Source organism: Nitrospira sp. CMX1, assembly GCF_054902215.1.
Genome location: NZ_JBUBKD010000028.1, coordinates 64471 through 82425, shown reverse-complemented (window position 1 = coordinate 82425; position 17955 = coordinate 64471). Strand labels below are relative to the sequence as shown.

The following is a 17955-nucleotide window of genomic DNA, read 5'->3' as shown; positions in this document are numbered from 1 at the left end:
GTTCAACCGGTTGCCTTCGCTCACCAGATACGCGAGATGAACAAAACGAACCGCTAGACCTCAGGTGACTCTGGTTTCGTACGACGGCTGATGAGAACAAGAGCCCCAATGGTCAAGAGAGCCAACCAGATCGTTGGACGCCCATAGGAGGGGTCTGAAAACTCAATGAGATCGCTCAGACGACCGATCAAGAGTGACATACGGGCCATGACCGTGTACCCAAACCCAGCGCCGAAGGAGATCATCAGGAACATGATGCCGGTTCGCGCCACCGCTTTTCCCGTTCCGCTGTGCTCGATCGAGAAGAAGAAATAGAAGAGCACCGAACTGACTCCCAACAAGATAATAACGGCATTGAGGTTGCTGGCCGGATTGAGCAAATTCATCGAAAAGGTGAGCCCATCCGGTCCCGCCATCGACAAGAGCGGTCGAACGGTATCTTCGATTTGCTTCAAGATGAACGAGGAGATTGTTCTCGGAATCGCCAGCCCCGACCCCATCCCAACGATAAACGCAAAGGCATAGCGAGACATCCAAGTCGCCTTCGGCACATACCGAGTCAGCATGAGCATCCCGATCGCCACGGGAATAAGGAGCGCGAACTCTCCATTCTCGACAATCGGCTTGATGATGAGATGCAGAATCACGGTATCGTAAGTCTTCACGATCGTGTACCCGATCGAGACACCGACGTAGAGATGTTCGGCAAACTTAAAGAGCGGGGTGTCCTTATAGAGAAAGGAAAAGATGAGAAGCGTTAACCCTGTTGCCACCCAAGCCCCGAAGACCGTCGCATCCATCTTGCTTCCCCCACAGGATACTGAAAGAGTCCGCCAGCGGTGTTCTCGCATCGCTCAGAGGTTCAACGTACTGAAGCGTACGCCTCACCTCTTTGCTCGCTGCGGCCTTGCTGGACAGCCTGTTTGAGCATCCTTAAGTCATGTTGGCATGAGTGCCACACCGAACATTCCAGTCACATAGTTGGCGATAAGAGATCCACAACCAGTTCATTTCTAGCCGAGGTGCCCTTGTGCCCGTAAGGCCCGCCTCTGCGAAAAATAAACCAGGTTGCACAGAATCACGAGAACAATGATCGCCACATGTGTCGCTGATTGCGCATCCATACCGGCCACCGCCTTGCCCTTTTGACCGATCAAGCTTTCATATTCTGCGGCGCCGCGGAGACCGCCGATAAGACCATTGATCTGCCCACTCCGTAATAATGGATACAACCCAGGCGCCATCACTCCTGTACAGCCGCCGCCCATTTCAAACTTGTATTTATCCTTCCCGAACACGTACCACTCTTCAACCCCTGGTCGTCCTGCTCCAAGACTGACCAGGTACGTCACATCTTTCAAATTGCGTACACCCTCTAATACGGGCAAGCCTTTCGTGGGCTTGCCGCCATAGTCGCTCGGAAAAGCCGAGTAGAGATCCTGTCCCATGTTGATGATCACTGCCTGCCCACCAGGACTCCATCCGAGAAAGGCATAGTCCTTTCCATATTCCTTTCCCATCTCTTTGGCGACTTGCGTCACGATCTGATCCGCCATCCCGGTACCGGACACCCAGAGCGTCATCGTCAGGACACGAAGATTTTTCCGGAACGCGTGCCGCAGCAGCGAAATCGCTTGCGGATACAGCTCGGGTTTGGAGGCCGGATCAAAATCGATGGAGAGGAGGAACACCGATCCTTCCGATAACGACTCAATGTGGTCGTACACGCCGCGCACTTCCGATGAAATCTTGATCGGCAACCCAACCGGATAGAGTAACGGCAAGAGGGTACAGAGACCGATCATCAAGAAGATAACCCGCCGATCGATCTTGAGCATCTGGTCTGAGAAACTCATGACCTGTTCCTCGTGAAGCACAGGAAGTTTCGAATTGCGGGTTCCGAGTTTCTAGTCTCTATGCGCTCGAAACAAGAAACTCGAAACACGACACGGTCGTTCCGTACAGCGTTGTCGAAAACAAGATACGAACAACGCTTCACGTTATTCTTTGCTCCCACCCAGATACGACCGTTCCACGCCGAAGATGATCTTGAACGACAGCGCGATGGCTCCAAGACTGACCCCTATCAGAATGGCCCGACGGACGGACGAGTTCAGCACGTTCAGAATCCACGAGGATACGTCGCCGCTCAGAGGAATCAGATACTCACCCAGCGGCACCCGTCCCATCATCACAATCACGGCTGCTACCAAAAGCACTGCAGCTTCACGACTTCTCGCCCTGAACGAGCGATAGGCAGCCGAGGCGATAAAGAAGGCCAGGATGGCGAACATCGTACCTTGCAGCGGCACCATCATAAAGTTGTAGACCCAGCCGAAGGCCGTCATCGTGCCATCGATGCTTTCTTTCCCATTCGCCCAGAGTCCGACCGCGATCGTGCCAAGCATGCCGACATAGAGTACGAGGCTATACCCCCAGCCTGCTTTCTGGCGTTTGATCTTCACCGCATGTTGATGGAACAGACTGGTCACCCCCAAGATCAGTGCGAACCCGCCGACGATTTGCATCCACTTTGTGGCAGACGTGAGCATCTGCTCCGAAGCCGGGTGCGGCACATAATATTGAGCAGCAAACAGCAATCCTGTGATGAGTGTGATCAACAGCGGAAGCTGCCGTCGAAGAAAGATCATTTGAGGTCCCTCAAGAGATCGAGAAAGAACTGCGGCCATTGCGCACCGGTGACCACTCCGACTGTCGCCAAGACGGTTCCAACAGCCAACGCCGACAAAATTACAGCCTTCCCAATGTCCTGCCCACGCAGCGTCCCGATCTGGACCGACTCCTTGGAGAGATAGGCACTGGCTGCGTAGAGCTCCTCACCGATCAGGGTGTAGTCGCAGGTGGTCACAAAAAACGGCAATTGGTGGTCTGCATCGGTTCCGGCGATTTGAATGGCTCCCGTACTGGCACCGGTCTCCGTCAAGAGTAGCGATTCGGCAAAGTAATGTCCCATGAAGAAATTGGCTGCCGGCTTTTTCCGCAACATGATGCCGTCCACCGCCGCCGTATAGCTGAACTGATCCGCCGTGATAAAAAAGTTGGCGTCCTCCTTGAAGAGGTCCGGCTTTCCGGCTTCCAAATAGGCCTGTTTCGTAATTTCTTGGCACACCGCCATCGTAATTGGTTCGCGATGAGGCACCATCAGCTCTGTTTCATAGAGCGCCGCCCGCTTCGCCACCTTCCCGAGAATGACCGCTGCAGCAATCGTCGAGGGATCATGCAGATCATGGGCACCGGTGAGATAGAGAATCGGCTTGCCCAGCTCCGTGGCACGACCTATGGCTTCATCGACGGCATCCAACCCCGGAATCCGTCTGAGAAAAATCTCGTGTCGCTTGGCGTAACTGATCGCGAAGAAGACCAGGCCACCGAACGAAAGCCCGATGATCAAATTGTTGAGCTGGTTCCAGTTGAACCAGTTGGCCTCCGGTGTCGCGATATGCACCGCACTAAAGACGCGCTGATCAGCCTGCATGGTGGCTACCACCACCGCATAAGGCTGGTCATCCTTGATCTCCAGGCCCTTCGCACTTTTCACCATCGCCTGATGCCACGTCTTCTCCGCCGTCCTTGTCCACCAGGCGGTTTTTACATCTTTGACGTACTTGGAATGGGATGGAAATTCCGAGACGACCGTCAACTTCTCAGGATCTGTGATGGAAGCTTCACCCACTAGCACCTGGTAACGGATGGCCGGACCATCCCATGGCATAGGCGCCCATTGAACGGTGAGGCTTTCTCCCCCGTCGTTCGGCGTATCGAACACCCGCACATCTTCTGGAGCAGTCAACGAAGGTTGTGCCGCCGCGTCCGGTGGAACGCAGTTCATGGCACACACCGTCATCAAGAATGAGAACCAGACGGAGCTGATGCCTGTTGCTTTCAACCTTCTCCTCACCCCTTTATCCCCTCCGCCAATTCACGCCCCTTCAATCACTTCGATATTGGTCCGTGGAATCACAACAGTTTTTCCGTCTGCAAATTTGACCTCCAAAACGCGCACCTCACTCTCCGTGGAAATCTTGGTCAGCTCGGACGGGAGCGCCGACACTTCACCGATCCTCCCAAACATCGGATCGCGGATAATCCGAACCGGATCACCGACACGAATGCCTTCTCGTTGCGATTGAGTCGCTATCTTCGCCTGCCCTTCCCTTTGTGGAATGATAATCTCCGGACGAATCACGCCGGCCCTGATCTGTGTAGCCCCCGAGATCGAGGCTTTCTGACCAGCCTGAGAAGAAAGAAGCTTGAATGTCTTCGCGGCCATCGGAATGGTCCCAAACCCCTCGGTCAGAATCAACGTAAACCCTACTTGTTCGGTTCCCGTAATCGCGACACCCAGGTCATAACCCAGCAAGGCACGGAGATCTTCGTCATGAATCCCACCGACCACCACACCGGCCACGCCGACAGCCTTCGCCTGTTTCATCGTCTCGGCTGAAAGAAACGAGCCTCCCACCACCACCTTGCCCTTCATGGCAGGCGTAAGATGATTCGGCGTCAATGGTTCATCCTGAGCGTGTACCGCCATCACAATGTCACCGGACGTCTCCCCACCGATACCGAAAATGCCCTGGACCAAGCTACAGGTCGTCTCAACCACGACACCCTGTTGCGGAATCGTCTCGGTGATCGTGCCATCCACATAGGCCAGAAGCTCCAGCACTCGCGGCGGCTCACGTAACAAGACTTGTCCCGTGACGGACGAGATTGATTCGATCGTGCCGGAGACCGGTGAGCGAATTTCCGTCTTGAACCATTTGATCAGTGGCTTATTCTCAGCCAGAATCTCATCCTTCGTGACCACATCACCTTCTCGTTTGGTCAGATATCCTTTCATCTCGCCAGGAGTCACACTGAGCTGATTGGCGAGGTTGATTGGGAAGACCTTCCCAGGCAACTCGGCTCTGGCTACCACCTGATCGGACCGGACCCGATCGCCGACAGCGACCAAGACCTTCCCGGGCAGGGGTAACATACGCCGACGGTGAACGACCGTATGTTCCGTGACCGTTAAACCAGGTGTGTAGGAATGGGCCATTCTCAGTTCTTTTGAGTTTCGAGTTTCGGGTTACTCGTTTCGGGCAAAGGTTCAACGGCTAAACGCCCAACACTACCCGCTCGCCGTTGGATATAATCCAACGGCCTTGAACCATTTCGTAAGGGCCGCCACACGGGCCGGTTGCTCCGCCGGAAGCTTCAGTGGCCGTCCACGCCCGTCAAGCAAGAGCCCAACCACACCGCCATGAACTTCTTTGGTCACAGCCACGCCTGCCCCGGCACCCATGTTGACGCCTTTGGCAGGCAGGATCTTGATCGATGCCTTCTGGCCAGACTCCAATGGATACAGCCGCAGCTCGCCGAACTTCAGCTGATCGCTGATCGTCTTTCCATCCGGCATCGTCATCTGATAGTCGGCGAACAGCTCACCGTCTTTTCCCTGCCCGATCGGGGCCACGCAAGTCCCAAGGTAAACCATGCAATCTCGCACAAACACATCCGTCGCTGCCGTCTCATTAATCGTGGAGAGCACCCCAAGGTGCGGCATCATGAAAATGCTGTCGACCGATACCCTCGTACAGCCCATCGGCTCGTACGCATCGACCATCATCAACATCGATTGAATCCGACGCGGAGCATGGGACAAAATCCCGCCGCTTCCGACGATCAAATCCAACTTCAGCATATCGATCAGGGACTTGCCGGAGGCTTGCTGTTCAAACACGTCGGAGATCGTTCGCTCTTGCTGCACCCCCTTCAACCCCGTCGCCAGCGACTTGTGATGAATCAAGGCCAGACGTAAGGCTTCGCGCGCGATCGCCTGTTCGATTTGCAGCTCGTCTAGCGTTTGCGGAATGGTCGTCGGACGGATCATCTTGTTCTTGATTCGATTGCGCAGCGTCTGCTCATCAATCGTGAACGGCACCCAGCGCATGATGTTGGCCAGCCCCGCTTCAGCCAGGACATTCGACACGCTGTACGACATGCCGAGATTGGCACTGACCGTCCGATTGAACACCCCGTCGAACACAGAGAAGACGTCGGTCGTGGCGCCGCCGATATCCACACCGATGAGGTTCAGATGTTCGCGCTTTGCAATCGCCTCCATGATGAGGCCGACTGCCGCGGGAGTCGGCATAATGGGTGCACCAGCCATCTCAATCAGCTTCTTATAGCCGGGTGCCTGCTGCATGACATGTTCGAGAAACAGGTCATGGATTTTGTTTCGCGCCGGCGCGAGATTCTCTCGCTCAAGCACTGGTCGAATATTGTCCGTCACGACGAGCGCGGACTTCTCTTCAAGGGTCTTCCTGACTTGAGGCTGAGCCTCCTTGTTGCCGGCATAGATCAGCGGTAACTTGTAGGTGACACCGAATCGCGGCCGTGGTTCCGCCGCCGCCACATACTCGGCCATCTCGACCACGTGAGTCACAGCTCCACCGTCCGTTCCACCGGCCATCAGGATCATGTCCGGCCTCATGGAACGGATACGCTCGATCTTCTCATGCGGCAACCGGCCATCATTCGCCGCCAACACATCGATGACGATCGCGCCTGCCCCCAGCGCCGCTCGTTGCGCGCTTTCGCCGGTCATGTTCTGTACGACACCCGTCACCATCATCTGGAGGCCCCCGCCGGCGCTGCTGGTGGAGATGTAGATATCGACACCCGTCTTGTCATCGCGACAAGGCGTGATGATCTGATCACCATCCAAAATCTTACGTCCGGACAGCTCCTCAATTTCCGCGATGGCATTCAGGACACCGCGCGTGACGTCTTCGAATGGCGCCTCAACAGTCGTTGGTGCTTCACCCCGGTAGGTCTGCCGATAGGTGTCCCCAACTTTTTCGATGAGAATCGCTTTGGTCGTAGTACTGCCGCAATCAGTTGCGACGATCACATTGAGCGGACGATCGATCTTAGGAGGGGTCACTGTCGTAGACGTCATTGAGCCGTTGCTCCCTGTGGAGCAGACTTCGCTTCAATGATGGCAATAAGCTGAGTCACCGTGTCACGACGTTCGAGTAACCGGGCGACCTGTTCAACTTCCTTGGTGTTGAAGGCACAATCAAGGATGGGGGTGAGGAAATGCAGCGCCTGGCTTCCCAGAAAATTCATCGGCCCCATGGATTCCAAGAACATCGTCGCCGGCGCCGCCATCCGACGATTGACGATCACATCGGCAATGCGCTCCAGCAACTGCACATCTTCAACCACCAGGGGTTGGCTCTCAGATTGAACGGCAAATGCATGACGCAGACCGGCTCGAAGTTGAGCCAGCTTTTCTGAGACATTGCCCTTGAAGAGTGATGGCATAAGTAGTCGGGTGGATGAGGCAGACCAAGAACGGGTCGCATTATATGAAGGGGGTGCAGGAGAGTCAATTCGGTGATGCTGCCTTCTCAGATCTCTTGCAAGCTCGTTGCCGTTATGCAACCATGGCACAAATTGGAACATAATGGCTGTCATGACCTGGCGCGATCACATTGTAGTAGACCCTACCATCTGCCATGGTAAGCCTTGCATCAAAGGAACGCGGGTGATGGTATCGGTTGTTCTGGATAATATTGCTGCAGGAGAAACTGCCGATCACATCGCAACCGCTTACCACCTAGCAAAAGAAGACGTTCAAGCCGCGTTGCAATATGCCGCAGAACTGACACGTGAACGGATTGTCCATCTGGAATCCGGTGCAGCTTAGTGCGCTTTAAACTTGACGAGAATCTCCCGCCGGACGCCTCTACCCTTCTCAGCAATAGTGGGCATGATGCATTGACCATCTGGGATCAAGGGCTTCAAGGTCCTAACAGCGGAAGATGCGTACAAACTCGACGACGTGCATGAGGCACTGAAAAGGGTGACACCCCGACAGTAGCCCGGTTCGGCCGTGTGTTTTCCCTGACTCCTATCACTATCTAACTGTTGCTGAAAAACTTGCCGCGTACCTGCGACATGAGTTGACCTTGGATGGTCTTGTATCCTGGGCAGAATCGGCAATGATGGACGGCGAATTCGATCCCGCCACTCTTCTGACCATTCGTGACGTGGTAGCGAGGATCGGCGTCGCCGACGTACGCGCTTTCGGCCTGGCTTGAGACGACTGCGAGCAACTCCTCACCCAGCTCGACTACTCCGCACAGGTCAGCATCGTCACGCGGTAGCTTTCTTTCCTGATCACACCGAAATACTGCCCTGACCAACTTCGCCATCCCACTGTAAGATTTCTCTGCTCAGCGTTTACGCCAATGAGTCACCCACGTCTAATAATATATGACTGCAGGCAATGCTGTAATCTTATAGAGAGGCGTGGTGTGATGAAGACAACATGGAAATTACCGGTAGTAGTAACGGCTCTCGCTATTGCTCTAGCAGGACCGTTGTGTGGAGAAGGTGTCCAACCAGCTGAAGCGGAAGGGCTCTTCGATGATGTAAATCTTGGGCTAGTCTCCATCGGCGGTCGTGCGACCTATTTCGACCCTAAAGAGGGCGATGCAAACTGGTTCGGCGGCGGGCAACTCCGACTCCACCCGTTCAAATTCCTCGCCGTCGAAGGCTCCGTCGACTATCGCAAGACGGATATCAGTTCGACTACCGTCCGCACCTTTCCCGTGCAAGGATCTGCGTTGATCTATCCGCTTGGCACAAAACGGCTTTCTCCTTTTATTCTTGGAGGGGCCGGCTGGTACTTTACCAATGTCGAAGGTCCTCACGGCTTCGACAAGACGCAACATCGATTCGGCGCTCATGTGGGAGCAGGTCTGCAGCTCTTTCTGAGCGAACATCTCTCGCTCGACAGCACCTATCGCCATATCTGGCTCGAGAAAATCGACTCGAAGGATGCGTCGCTACATGATAAGCAATTCCAGGATAATGGCCACATGGTGACCTTTGGGCTCAACTTGCACTTTTAGCCTTGCTGACGTAACCGCATTTGGCTCAGTCGTATAGTGTGCCGCTGTAGCCAACGGGCGGCAGTTGGTTTACACTCATTTATGTGAGTACGACTGTAGGTCGAGTCTAAGCCAAGATTGTTATGCAAGGCACAAGGGCCTGGATTGGTGTATGAAGTTTGAGTGGGATCCGCGCAAAGCCGAGAGCAATCTTCGCAAACACGGTGTCTCGTTCGACGAAGCGGGTTCGATCTTTCTGGATCGTCTAGCCCTTTCAGGCCCCGATCCAGACCACTCTATCAATGAACTGCGGTATATTACCTTTGGGATGTCCCGCTTGGGTCGGTTACTGGTTGTTTCACATACATATCGAGCCGATGCCATTCGAATCATCAATGCCCGTCGCATGACTCGCAGCGAAAGGAAATTGTATGAAGAAAGATAAAGACGAAATGCGTTCCGAGTACAAACGGTCTGACTTTGCAAAGCTGGAAAGAGGAAAATTTTATCCGGCAGTGGCCGCAGGAACTTCTGTCGTCTTGCTGGAACCAGCCATTGCCAAGGCCTTTCCTACTTCAAAAGCAGTTAATGAAGCACTGGCCGGCTTGCTCGTATTGACTGAACAAACAACGCGCATCACCCGGCGCTCAACCCGGACACGCAAAAAGACGGCGCGTACCGCTTAGTGCTGCTAGCCTCACCTTGGAAAGCTGTAGAGCCCCACAGTAGGCAGACGTGCAGCCGTGCTCACGGGTGGTTATTCGGCAACACCTCGCCAAGGCTTGGCCTCGAATACCAATACTACTTCTGATGATACCAGCCGCGCATTCCTCCATGCCTCCACAACATGACCTCCTGCTGAGAAAGACGAACAACTGCTCGCCCAGCTCGGCTATCCCGTGCAAGTTAACATCGTCGTTAGGTAGCTTACTTTTTGAGTGGCGTTCCGACAGGCATTCTGATCCTAATCATCAGGAAACACTGCAGTCTTGAATCCTCACAGACTCTCGGACTTTTCTCAGTATTGGCTTCCACGGTGCAGAATCGCTTTCTCGATAGGAAATGGTCAACTCGACCAATATCGATGTGCATGGGACTTTATACTGTGTGACATACCATGCACCATGACCTGTAGCACTCTTGCGGCGATATGACCAAGCAATGGATGAAATGCCAGAAATCGATTCAATACGTGGAAGATACGACTCTATGAGCTCAGGTCCACCATTTTTCTGGATGGCCAGCATCTGATTCTCATATATGCTCTTCAATTCAATCAAATCACTCTGATTTGCGTCTTTTAGCTCAGCAGCTGAAAACGGTGGGGGAGGGCCAATCGTAACCCGAACTGTTGCACCAGTTGGATCAGGTGTCGCGTTCACATGAAGAACGTTGGTTGCTTTTCTTAAGGACACATCTGACTGTTCCGCCATTGCTTCGGTAGCCGCTCGTATATTCTTTCGCATGTCTTTTGAAAGCACACGCCAATGCGCGGGAACCTGAATGGCAATCCCCTCAGGTAGTTCATGAGTCAGAAACTCTGTCCCGAATGCCTGACAAACAAAGCAAGATGACAGAACCGCTCCAATTGTTATGACTATTGGGATTAGCTTACTCATTGCATATGAGAGGTCTCGTCGAAGTATGGCAGCGCGTAAGAATGATACCCCTCGGTCTATTTTCGTTTACCTGGACAATGACGGAAGCGCGTGAGACGGAGTTTGTACTGTATTTTCATGATGGAACCCCTCCTCCTTGAACTGCGTGTACAGGCTTCTCAGGAGTCGCATAAACCTGTATGGGCGAAGGAAAGGCAAGTGGCGAAAGTGCGGCAACTGCAGAAACAAATCCGATAAGAAGAGCACCAAGCGAAATAATCAACGCTATGCGATTTTCTCTCCTGGCTGCTAGATTGGCATCCTCACTGACCCTCCTGGATAAGGCCATTCTGACCGTTTCGCATGTACTGGGAAATTCTGACGCGCCGAAGTGTGTGTACGCTTGTGATCTGCTAAGAGCAGCAACAAAGCATTCCAACTTTTGTCGTGGCAATGAAAAGACAGACCCACTATTGATGCTTTGCTGAATCTCGAGATACACCTATACAATATCCACTTGTAAGTTCTCGATTCTAGGACCAACGGCTGAAAATGAGCTACTGGCACCAATGACCGTAACAGATTGTTGCGCGGTCTAATATTTTTGTCAACGCGTCGGTCTGAGGGTGCACCCATTCCAGCTATAACAGACTATCCCGGCAGGGTATAGAACCGCCGATGCGGCGCTATGGAGGGCGTTGACAAGCGAGCGAACATGCGCAAAAATCGCTCGCCAGTCTTTGGTCCACACGTATGTATGATGCCGATCAGCTTACTCAATAGTTGTGCCCCATAAGATAATTTCCCGCATAACCATGGTTGAAGGCACCTCAACTTCAGAAACGACTCCGATAGCTGTAATACTCCGCAAACTTATCGATTCCGGGAACGAATTCCTTGCAAATCCCAGGCTTCGCCGTGACAGATTGGCCATGTGGGTTAGCGGCATTCGCTCACAGCTGGAAAAACTCTACGGCAAAGACGCACCACAACTCACACACTTTCCAAAAGCACCTCTAGATCTTCAAGATTCTTCAGTGCACAACGAGTTGCGTCGACGAATCGAGCACGTCCAACGAATGGTCGAGAACCTGGAGGCGGTCCCACGAGTTTCGGAAAGGCCGCTGGGTGGTAACCGCATCTTCATCGGTCATGGACGCTCCCCTTTGTGGCGAGAACTCAAAGACTTCTTGGCCGAACGGCTTGGCCTACCGTGGGATGAGTTCAATCGCGAACCCATAGCGGGGTACCCTACGTCAGAACGACTTGAAGCTATGTTGAGTCAGGCCGCCTTCGCGTTTCTCGTGATGACGGCTGAGGAAGAACACCCCGATTCCACTGTACACGCTCGTCCTAACGTTATCCACGAGGTTGGCCTGTTTCAAGGCCGACTTGGTTTTCCGAGGGCAATTGTCTTACTTGAGGAAGGTTGTTCTGAATTTTCTAATATCATAGGACTCTCTCAGATTCGGTTTCCACCTGGTGATGTTCAAGCTAGATTCGAAGATTGCCGACTTGTTCTTAATAGAGAAGGCCTTCTTTGATGACATCCTTCTCTCAGAATATCAATGGAGTGGGGCCAGCCAGACAATCAAGCCCACCGCTGCAGGCATAGCGCTTGAGGTACCCTCTGCGCGTTGCATCCCAATTGGCGACTCATCTTGAGCGTTAAGGGTACCAAACAATGATGGCCGTTGCCGGATTAATACGCAGCTTCTGTCTGATGGCATCACTTGTCATTGTGGTGCATGCGCATGCTGATATCGAAAAGATATACATACTCAAGGAGATTGATGATGACCATATCATCATCGTCACTGAAGCTGGAGAAAAGTTATTGTTGGAAAAATGGAACTTGCGGTTTTCACCTCTATCGTTTGAAGGAAAATATTTCGTCGCCGAAATCGAACCTTCATGGGTTACTATCCATTTTGATGATCGAGAGAGCATTAAATGGTCCGTCGAGAAACATCTAGGCAATGCCGCTCAAAATCTTCCCACAATAAAGGACGGATCGCCCAACGCACCGACTCCAAAAGGTCATAGAAGCCAGTGTTTCAAATCAAATATTCGTGAGCCTTCCCCGTTTCTGGGTAACGGTGGCGAGATCATCATTCTCGAAGACGGTTCTATTTGGAAAGAAATCAGTTACCAATATCTCTACCTCTATGAACATTTTCCAAGTGTAATTATCTGCCCAAGCGATGGGAAAATGATCCTCGGAAGGCATACCTTTCAAATCATTCCATTAAGATGAGGACATTCCTAGCCTTGCGCTCCAGAGGATCATGAGGAAAATCGCAAGCGAACTACGCCAGTCGGTACTAAACCCTATGCGAACCGATCGGACAGTGGTCGAAAGCACATGAGACAGGGCTCCGTGCTAACTGGCAACGCATGAAGGCAGGCAAGCCGCTTGAAATGATTGAGCCGTTGCGGTAATTGCTAGAGAGGAGAAGCCATGAACAAGATCCCATGTGTGACCAAGGCCGAATATCGAGGGGGCTACCGAATGCGTGTGACTTTCGATGACAATTCCGAAAATACCATTGACTTCCGACGCTACCTGAAAGGGCCGGTTTTTGATCCGTTGAAAGATGTGAAGTACTTTCGGCAATTCTTCCTCGATGGCTGGACGGTCGTCTGGCCGAACGGTGCGGACATCTCCCCCGAGGAACTATACGAGAGTACCAACGTCGGTACGGAACAAGGTGCGGCCTAGTTTCAAAATCGACGCCGACGATCTGTGCGATTCATCACTACATGAGGAAGCAACGCCGAAAGAAACTCATTCACGAAGGACGATATTTGGCTGAGGTCGAAGTTGAACTGCTCGTGACGGATGACGAGTGGTCTCCCTACCTCTCGGTAGAAGATGCCTATAAGCTGGATGACGTGCGTGAAGCGTTAAAAAATGGGGACACCGCGGCAGCAGCCAGATTCGGACATGTGTTTTCCCTGACTCCTATTGCTGTATAGCCTATTGCTGTACGCACTTGGATCAACCAGACCGCCCGATCCTACTCTCCGTCCCATTCCGCAATCGTTCAATGTTCCCCTTATGCTTGATCGCAATCAGTCCGCTCACAGTGAGGGAAAAGAGCATAAACGCTATCGTTGGGTGGATCAGCGCCGCGATGACGGGAAAGAGTCCAAAGGCCGTCAATGCGCCCCCGGAAGAGTAACGCCAGACCGCTACCGCTCCAATCCACGCGAGCAGGAGTAATAGCCCAACCAACGGCGAAACACCCAGAACTGAGCCAAGCGCCGTTGCCACACCCTTCCCCCCTTTGAATCCCAGAAACGGTGAGAACAGATGCCCGAGGAAGGGAGCCAGCGCAACAACAAGAATCGCCCATTCATCTTGCAGCAGGTGCATCGCCGCAAACCCCATCACCCACCCCTTACCCATATCGCCGATCAACGTGAGGATGCCGGCTGGTTTGCCGGAGACACGCAGGACGTTGGTAAACCCGACGTTCTTGCTGCCGACCGTGCGCGGATCCGGCAGCCCCATCACTTTGGAGATAACCACCCCAAACGGCACCCCGCCCAGCAGATACCCGACGATTGCAAGTCCTACAATGAGCCCCTGTTCTTCCATATTATTCGCCTTCTCAATCGCTTCCGAGCATCACAACAACTTCTCCGGATGCGCAAAAAACTCGAGCATGACTTGATTCAGATTCGGCCAGTCACGATGGCCACCGGGTCCTTCGCAATAAACCGTTGCACCACCTGAAGCACATCCTTGATAAGCCCGACAGCCGCCCTCAACCGGCTTTGTCTTAGTGACATCACAACTATTACACTTCGCCCACCAGGCTGAGGTCTGGGCTCCCCATCCGGGGAAGAGTGTATCGTTTTTTCCGTGCAAGATCATGACCGGGATAGGATCACGGCATTGAAACGCTTCAAGATCCTTTCCGGTCCACCCCGCCGCGCTTGGCGCGATTGCCGTTGGTATTTGCTTTGTTTTGTCGAGCACAGCCAGAGCCATCGACGCGGTTCCTCCGTCAGAATGGCCGGTTGCATAGACTCGTTTCTCATCGATGCACCATTCCTTGGCCACCAGCTCAGGAATCTTTCCAAGCTCTTCGATGGTCTGAATATTCAACTGTTTGTGATCGGCATAGACGACCACAAATCCTGCTCCAGTTGCTCTGGACGTGAGACCGGCGAGCCGCTCCGATGTCCAGCGACTCATTCCTGCCGGGGCATAGACCATCAACAAAGGATGAGCGAACGTGGCCTCGTAGTTTGAGGGTGTGCGGACCATATACCGAATGCCATCCTCTGACGTTTTTCCGTCGATTGCACCAGCCAGTCCTGGTCGAGAACCAGCCGGGCATTGCACTGTTCCTTTCGGATAGACAAACGCTTCAAGCTGAGGGGGTGCGGTGTTCTCGCTGCAGGCGGTGATCAGGAAGAAGAGACTGGCACAGACAACGAGCCGCTGTCGAAGCCTCGGTTGAAGGCCAACTGCGCGTTTCAAACCCATCTCGGATCTACCTGAATGACAGAGCATACCAAGGAGAGTAGATAATGGCGGCTGGTCCAACGTACTACAGGATGTTCAAACTAGACATCCAGCGAGGCTGCAGCGAGTGAAGAGCCGAGGCATACCCTCTGGGGTATGTTGAGGGTCTGAACGATGCGAGAACAAAGCTGGGGGCTAGTTTCAACATCCTGACTAGAGTCCTTTTGCCACAACCTGCTTCCAAAAACTCCAGACGTATTGCCCGCCGGAAATGTAGCCCAACACCAGCGATAAGTACAAAGTGACGGTGCCGGCCAAGTGCATGTTCCCAAGCTCGGCCAGCCCTGTCCCTTCCAGGATGAGAAGAATGATGGCCACGACCTGGAGCGCCATCTTATACTTACCGGTCGTCTCTGCAGAGATAATCATCCCTTCTCCCGCAGCAATCGCACGGATTCCCGTCACAGCAACTTCTCGGCCGATGATCAATAACGCGACCAACGCACTGACGCGGTCCACATTCATCAATAAAATGAGCGCCGATAAAACCAACAGCTTGTCCGCAATAGGATCGAGCAACTTGCCGAGCTTCGTCACCTGGCCGGTTCGCCTGGCAATGTAGCCATCCAACATGTCCGTCACCGAGGCGATCGTGAAGACGATCGCTGCCGCAAGTGACTGATCCGGAGTGGGATTCACAAAGAGAATGATAAAGACCGGAATCAGGAGAATCCGAAGGAGTGTCAGGAAATTCGGCAGATTGAGCGAGTCCTGCCCGATATCACGCCATATTTCCAGAACACGGTTCATGGCCCCAGTCTTCTCCTCACAAATCGTTACACTACGATCGAAGCTAGCGGATTCTCACAGGATGGTCAAAAAGGCTGTCCAGCAAGGCCGCAGCAAGCGAAGTGGCGAGGCGTACGCTTCGGTACGTTGAGCCTCTGAGCGACGCGAGAACGATGCTGGCAGACCTTTTCAACAACCTGTTAGACGATCCCGTTCTTGAGTAGGTCATGCAAATGGACGACACCTTGAATGGTGCGTCCGTCTTCCGTCACCACCAGCGTGGTGATGGAAAACCGCTCCATCATCTCCACGGCCTTTGCCGCCAATTCATCAGGTCCAATGGTTTTAGGATTAGGTGTGGCCAATTCCTTCGCCGTCGCATTCACCAAGTCCGTTCCACGCTGAATAAACCGCCGTACATCGCCATCGGTGATGACACCGAGCAACGCCCCATCTTGATCCACGACCGTCGTCATGCCAAGTTTTTTCGCCGTCATCTCCAGCATGGCCGCCATCCCCCCGACAGTACCTTGAACCATGGGGATCTCCGGATCGGCATGCATGAGATCCTTTACTTTCACCAGCAATCGCCGCCCCAAGCTGCCCCCTGGATGGAACCGTGCAAAGTCTTCCGCCTTGAATTCTCGTTTCTGCAGCAACGCCACTGCCAGGGCATCACCTAACGCCAGTGTCGCCGTCGTGCTCGCAGTCGGAGCCAACCCCATTGGACAGGCCTCCTCCTGGACCGACACATCCAGCGCGACATCAGAGTTCTTCGACAGGGTCGAGCTCATCCGCCCCGTCATGGAGATAACTGGAATTCCCAGGCGCTTCACGAACGGCAGCAACTGCAACAATTCTTGAGTTTCCCCACTATTGGAGATCGCAACCAACACATCCCGACGAGCCAACATGCCGAGATCCCCATGGACCCCCTCAGCCGGATGCAAAAAGAACGAAGAGGTTCCCGTACTCGCCAAGGTCGCGGCGATTTTTTGCCCGATCAACCCCGACTTGCCCATCCCTGAGACCACGACTTTCCCCTTACATCGCACGAGCACATCCACTGCCTTGACGAATCGTTCATCAAGCCGATTGATCAACGCCTCAACCGCTCGCGCCTCGATCTCGAGCACACGTCGCCCTTCGGAAAGACTTTCTTCCAGTTTGGCGAATTTTGATTCGCGACCAGCCGGCTTTCCCATCATAGTACGGCAGCACCCCGTCTCGTACCCATTCTCATTGCTCTCTACTCTGCACAATCATTCAGCTTGTAGGTTGCACGGCATCCCAGATCCGCACCACCCGTTCCAACAAGGCCTTCAACTGATGCAGCGGTATCATATTGGGTCCATCAGACAGCGCTTCATCAGGATTCGGGTGGACTTCCATGAAGAATCCGTCGACCCCCGCCCCGGCTGCGGCACACGCCAACGGTTCCACAAATTCCCGCTGACCGCTGGACTTCGTCCCACCCCCACCCGGCAATTGCACGCTGTGAGTCGCATCGAAAACGACAGGATACCCGAACTTCCTCATGATAGGGAAGGACCGCATATCGACAACGAGATTATTGTAGCCGAATGACGATCCACGCTCAGTCAGCACGATCCTCTGGCTCCCACACTCTTCGATTTTCTTGACGGCATTTCCCATTTCGGTCGGCGAGAGAAATTGGCCTTTCTTGACGTTGACGACCTTTCCCGTCTTGGCCGCCGCAATCAGTAGATCCGTCTGCCGGCAGAGAAACGCCGGGATCTGCAGGACATCCACGACCTTTCCGGCTTCCGTTGCCTGCTCTTCTGTATGCACGTCGGTCAACACGGGCAGTCCCAGTTTCTCCCTCACTTGCTTCAACACCGCCAACCCTTGCTCCAAGCCGGGACCTCGGAATGAATGGATGGACGTTCGATTCGCCTTATCGAATGAGGATTTGAAGACGTAAGGGATTCCCAAGGCCTTCGTCATCTCGGCAACTCGCCCGGCCGTATCTATAACGAGTTGCTCATTCTCGATCACACACGGCCCCGCAATCAGAAACGGCCGCTGCCCCTGACCGACCTTAAAAGAACCGATATCGACAAGATGTGCCATAAATTTCAGACTTGCATTAGGCGAGATGCTCAAACCGGTTTTCCAACAAGGCCGCAGGTGCATCAAAACCGGAGGCGTA

22 protein-coding genes and 1 pseudogene are annotated in these 17955 nt (G+C 53.5%); 9 read left to right on the top strand and 14 right to left on the bottom strand.

Translation table 11 applies throughout. The annotated features are described in order from the left end of the window. Positions 1-53 precede the first annotated feature (53 nt). The 7 genes from ACYX34_RS07965 to ACYX34_RS07935 all read right to left on the bottom strand — a co-directional run bounded on the left by ACYX34_RS07965 (position 54) and on the right by ACYX34_RS07935 (position 7341). Positions 54-800: a hypothetical protein gene (locus ACYX34_RS07965; protein WP_462076019.1), complete on the bottom strand. Its 747-nt coding sequence runs from the start codon at positions 798-800 to the stop codon at positions 54-56. Between the two features lie 213 nt (positions 801-1013). Further along, a complete protein-coding gene (locus ACYX34_RS07960; protein ID WP_462076018.1) occupies positions 1014-1856 on the bottom strand; it encodes a hypothetical protein in 843 nt (280 codons plus the stop codon). A gap of 144 nt (positions 1857-2000) precedes the next feature. After that, complete coding sequence (locus ACYX34_RS07955; protein WP_462076017.1) at positions 2001-2651, bottom strand: hypothetical protein; 651 nt, start codon at positions 2649-2651, stop codon at positions 2001-2003. Beyond that, positions 2648-3850: a DUF6754 domain-containing protein gene (locus ACYX34_RS07950; RefSeq protein ID WP_462076016.1), complete on the bottom strand. Its 1203-nt coding sequence runs from the start codon at positions 3848-3850 to the stop codon at positions 2648-2650. The genes ACYX34_RS07955 and ACYX34_RS07950 overlap by 4 nt, the downstream gene beginning before the upstream one ends. Positions 3851-3940: 90 nt before the next feature. After that, a complete protein-coding gene (locus ACYX34_RS07945; RefSeq protein ID WP_462076015.1) occupies positions 3941-5065 on the bottom strand; it encodes a hypothetical protein in 1125 nt (374 codons plus the stop codon). 72 nt (positions 5066-5137) lie between these two features. Continuing rightward, a complete protein-coding gene (locus ACYX34_RS07940) occupies positions 5138-6973 on the bottom strand; it encodes a glutamate mutase L (RefSeq protein WP_462076014.1) in 1836 nt (611 codons plus the stop codon). Then, entirely contained in the window at positions 6970-7341 is a 372-nt protein-coding gene (locus tag ACYX34_RS07935; protein WP_462076013.1) for a hypothetical protein, read from the bottom strand. The genes ACYX34_RS07940 and ACYX34_RS07935 overlap by 4 nt, the downstream gene beginning before the upstream one ends. A gap of 142 nt (positions 7342-7483) precedes the next feature. On the opposite strand from ACYX34_RS07935, the gene ACYX34_RS07930 reads away from it, so the two are divergent. Both ACYX34_RS07930 and ACYX34_RS07925 read left to right on the top strand, forming a co-directional pair. Then, positions 7484-7726, top strand: a complete 243-nt coding sequence (locus ACYX34_RS07930) for a DUF433 domain-containing protein (RefSeq protein ID WP_462076012.1) — start codon at positions 7484-7486, stop codon at positions 7724-7726. After that, positions 7726-7869 carry a DUF5615 family PIN-like protein gene (locus ACYX34_RS07925; RefSeq protein ID WP_462076011.1) on the top strand — a complete coding sequence of 48 codons (144 nt, stop codon included), beginning with the start codon at positions 7726-7728 and terminating at the stop codon, positions 7867-7869. The genes ACYX34_RS07930 and ACYX34_RS07925 overlap by 1 nt, the downstream gene beginning before the upstream one ends. A 71-nt stretch (positions 7870-7940) precedes the next feature. Here the strand turns inward: ACYX34_RS07925 and ACYX34_RS07920 are convergent, their stop codons facing one another. Then, positions 7941-8234: a hypothetical protein gene (locus tag ACYX34_RS07920; RefSeq protein ID WP_462076010.1), complete on the bottom strand. Its 294-nt coding sequence runs from the start codon at positions 8232-8234 to the stop codon at positions 7941-7943. A gap of 105 nt (positions 8235-8339) precedes the next feature. Between ACYX34_RS07920 and ACYX34_RS07915 the strand changes: the two genes are divergently transcribed. From ACYX34_RS07915 to ACYX34_RS07905, 3 genes are all read left to right on the top strand, one after another. Then, positions 8340-8936, top strand: coding sequence for a porin family protein (locus ACYX34_RS07915; protein WP_462076033.1), 597 nt, complete (start codon positions 8340-8342; stop codon positions 8934-8936). Positions 8937-9087: 151 nt separating this feature from the next. Then, a complete protein-coding gene (locus ACYX34_RS07910) occupies positions 9088-9360 on the top strand; it encodes a BrnT family toxin (protein WP_462076009.1) in 273 nt (90 codons plus the stop codon). Continuing rightward, complete coding sequence (locus ACYX34_RS07905) at positions 9347-9601, top strand: hypothetical protein (protein ID WP_462076008.1); 255 nt, start codon at positions 9347-9349, stop codon at positions 9599-9601. Before ACYX34_RS07910 ends, ACYX34_RS07905 begins: the two co-directional genes overlap by 14 nt. A 285-nt stretch (positions 9602-9886) precedes the next feature. Here ACYX34_RS07905 and ACYX34_RS07900 read toward each other — a convergent pair whose 3' ends face one another. Then, positions 9887-10534, bottom strand: coding sequence for a hypothetical protein (locus tag ACYX34_RS07900; protein WP_462076007.1), 648 nt, complete (start codon positions 10532-10534; stop codon positions 9887-9889). 1109 nt (positions 10535-11643) lie between these two features. Here ACYX34_RS07900 and ACYX34_RS07895 point away from each other — a divergent pair. The 4 genes and pseudogenes from ACYX34_RS07895 to ACYX34_RS07880 form a co-directional block, all read left to right on the top strand. Beyond that, positions 11644-12057 (top strand): annotated as a pseudogene (locus ACYX34_RS07895) (TIR domain-containing protein); the annotation flags it as partial. Between the two features lie 140 nt (positions 12058-12197). Beyond that, positions 12198-12770 carry a hypothetical protein gene (locus tag ACYX34_RS07890; RefSeq protein WP_462076006.1) on the top strand — a complete coding sequence of 191 codons (573 nt, stop codon included), beginning with the start codon at positions 12198-12200 and terminating at the stop codon, positions 12768-12770. 204 nt (positions 12771-12974) lie between these two features. Next, positions 12975-13235: a DUF2442 domain-containing protein gene (locus ACYX34_RS07885; RefSeq protein WP_462076005.1), complete on the top strand. Its 261-nt coding sequence runs from the start codon at positions 12975-12977 to the stop codon at positions 13233-13235. Positions 13236-13276: 41 nt separating this feature from the next. After that, positions 13277-13492, top strand: coding sequence for a hypothetical protein (locus ACYX34_RS07880; protein ID WP_462076004.1), 216 nt, complete (start codon positions 13277-13279; stop codon positions 13490-13492). 22 nt (positions 13493-13514) lie between these two features. Here ACYX34_RS07880 and plsY read toward each other — a convergent pair whose 3' ends face one another. The 5 genes from plsY to kdsA form a co-directional block, all read right to left on the bottom strand. Continuing rightward, on the bottom strand, positions 13515-14117 hold the full coding sequence (plsY, locus tag ACYX34_RS07875) for a glycerol-3-phosphate 1-O-acyltransferase PlsY (protein WP_462076003.1): 603 nt from the start codon (positions 14115-14117) through the stop codon (positions 13515-13517). Positions 14118-14147: 30 nt separating this feature from the next. Continuing rightward, on the bottom strand, positions 14148-15014 hold the full coding sequence (locus ACYX34_RS07870) for a CE1 family esterase (RefSeq protein WP_462076002.1): 867 nt from the start codon (positions 15012-15014) through the stop codon (positions 14148-14150). A 192-nt stretch (positions 15015-15206) separates the two neighbouring features. Further along, positions 15207-15803 (bottom strand): CDP-diacylglycerol--glycerol-3-phosphate 3-phosphatidyltransferase, encoded by a 597-nt coding sequence (pgsA, locus tag ACYX34_RS07865; protein ID WP_462076001.1) that lies wholly within the window; start codon positions 15801-15803, stop codon positions 15207-15209. A 179-nt stretch (positions 15804-15982) separates the two neighbouring features. After that, a complete protein-coding gene (locus tag ACYX34_RS07860; RefSeq protein ID WP_462076032.1) occupies positions 15983-16987 on the bottom strand; it encodes a KpsF/GutQ family sugar-phosphate isomerase in 1005 nt (334 codons plus the stop codon). Positions 16988-17048: 61 nt separating this feature from the next. After that, a complete protein-coding gene (gene kdsA, locus ACYX34_RS07855; protein WP_462076000.1) occupies positions 17049-17876 on the bottom strand; it encodes a 3-deoxy-8-phosphooctulonate synthase in 828 nt (275 codons plus the stop codon). Positions 17877-17955: the final 79 nt, after the last annotated feature.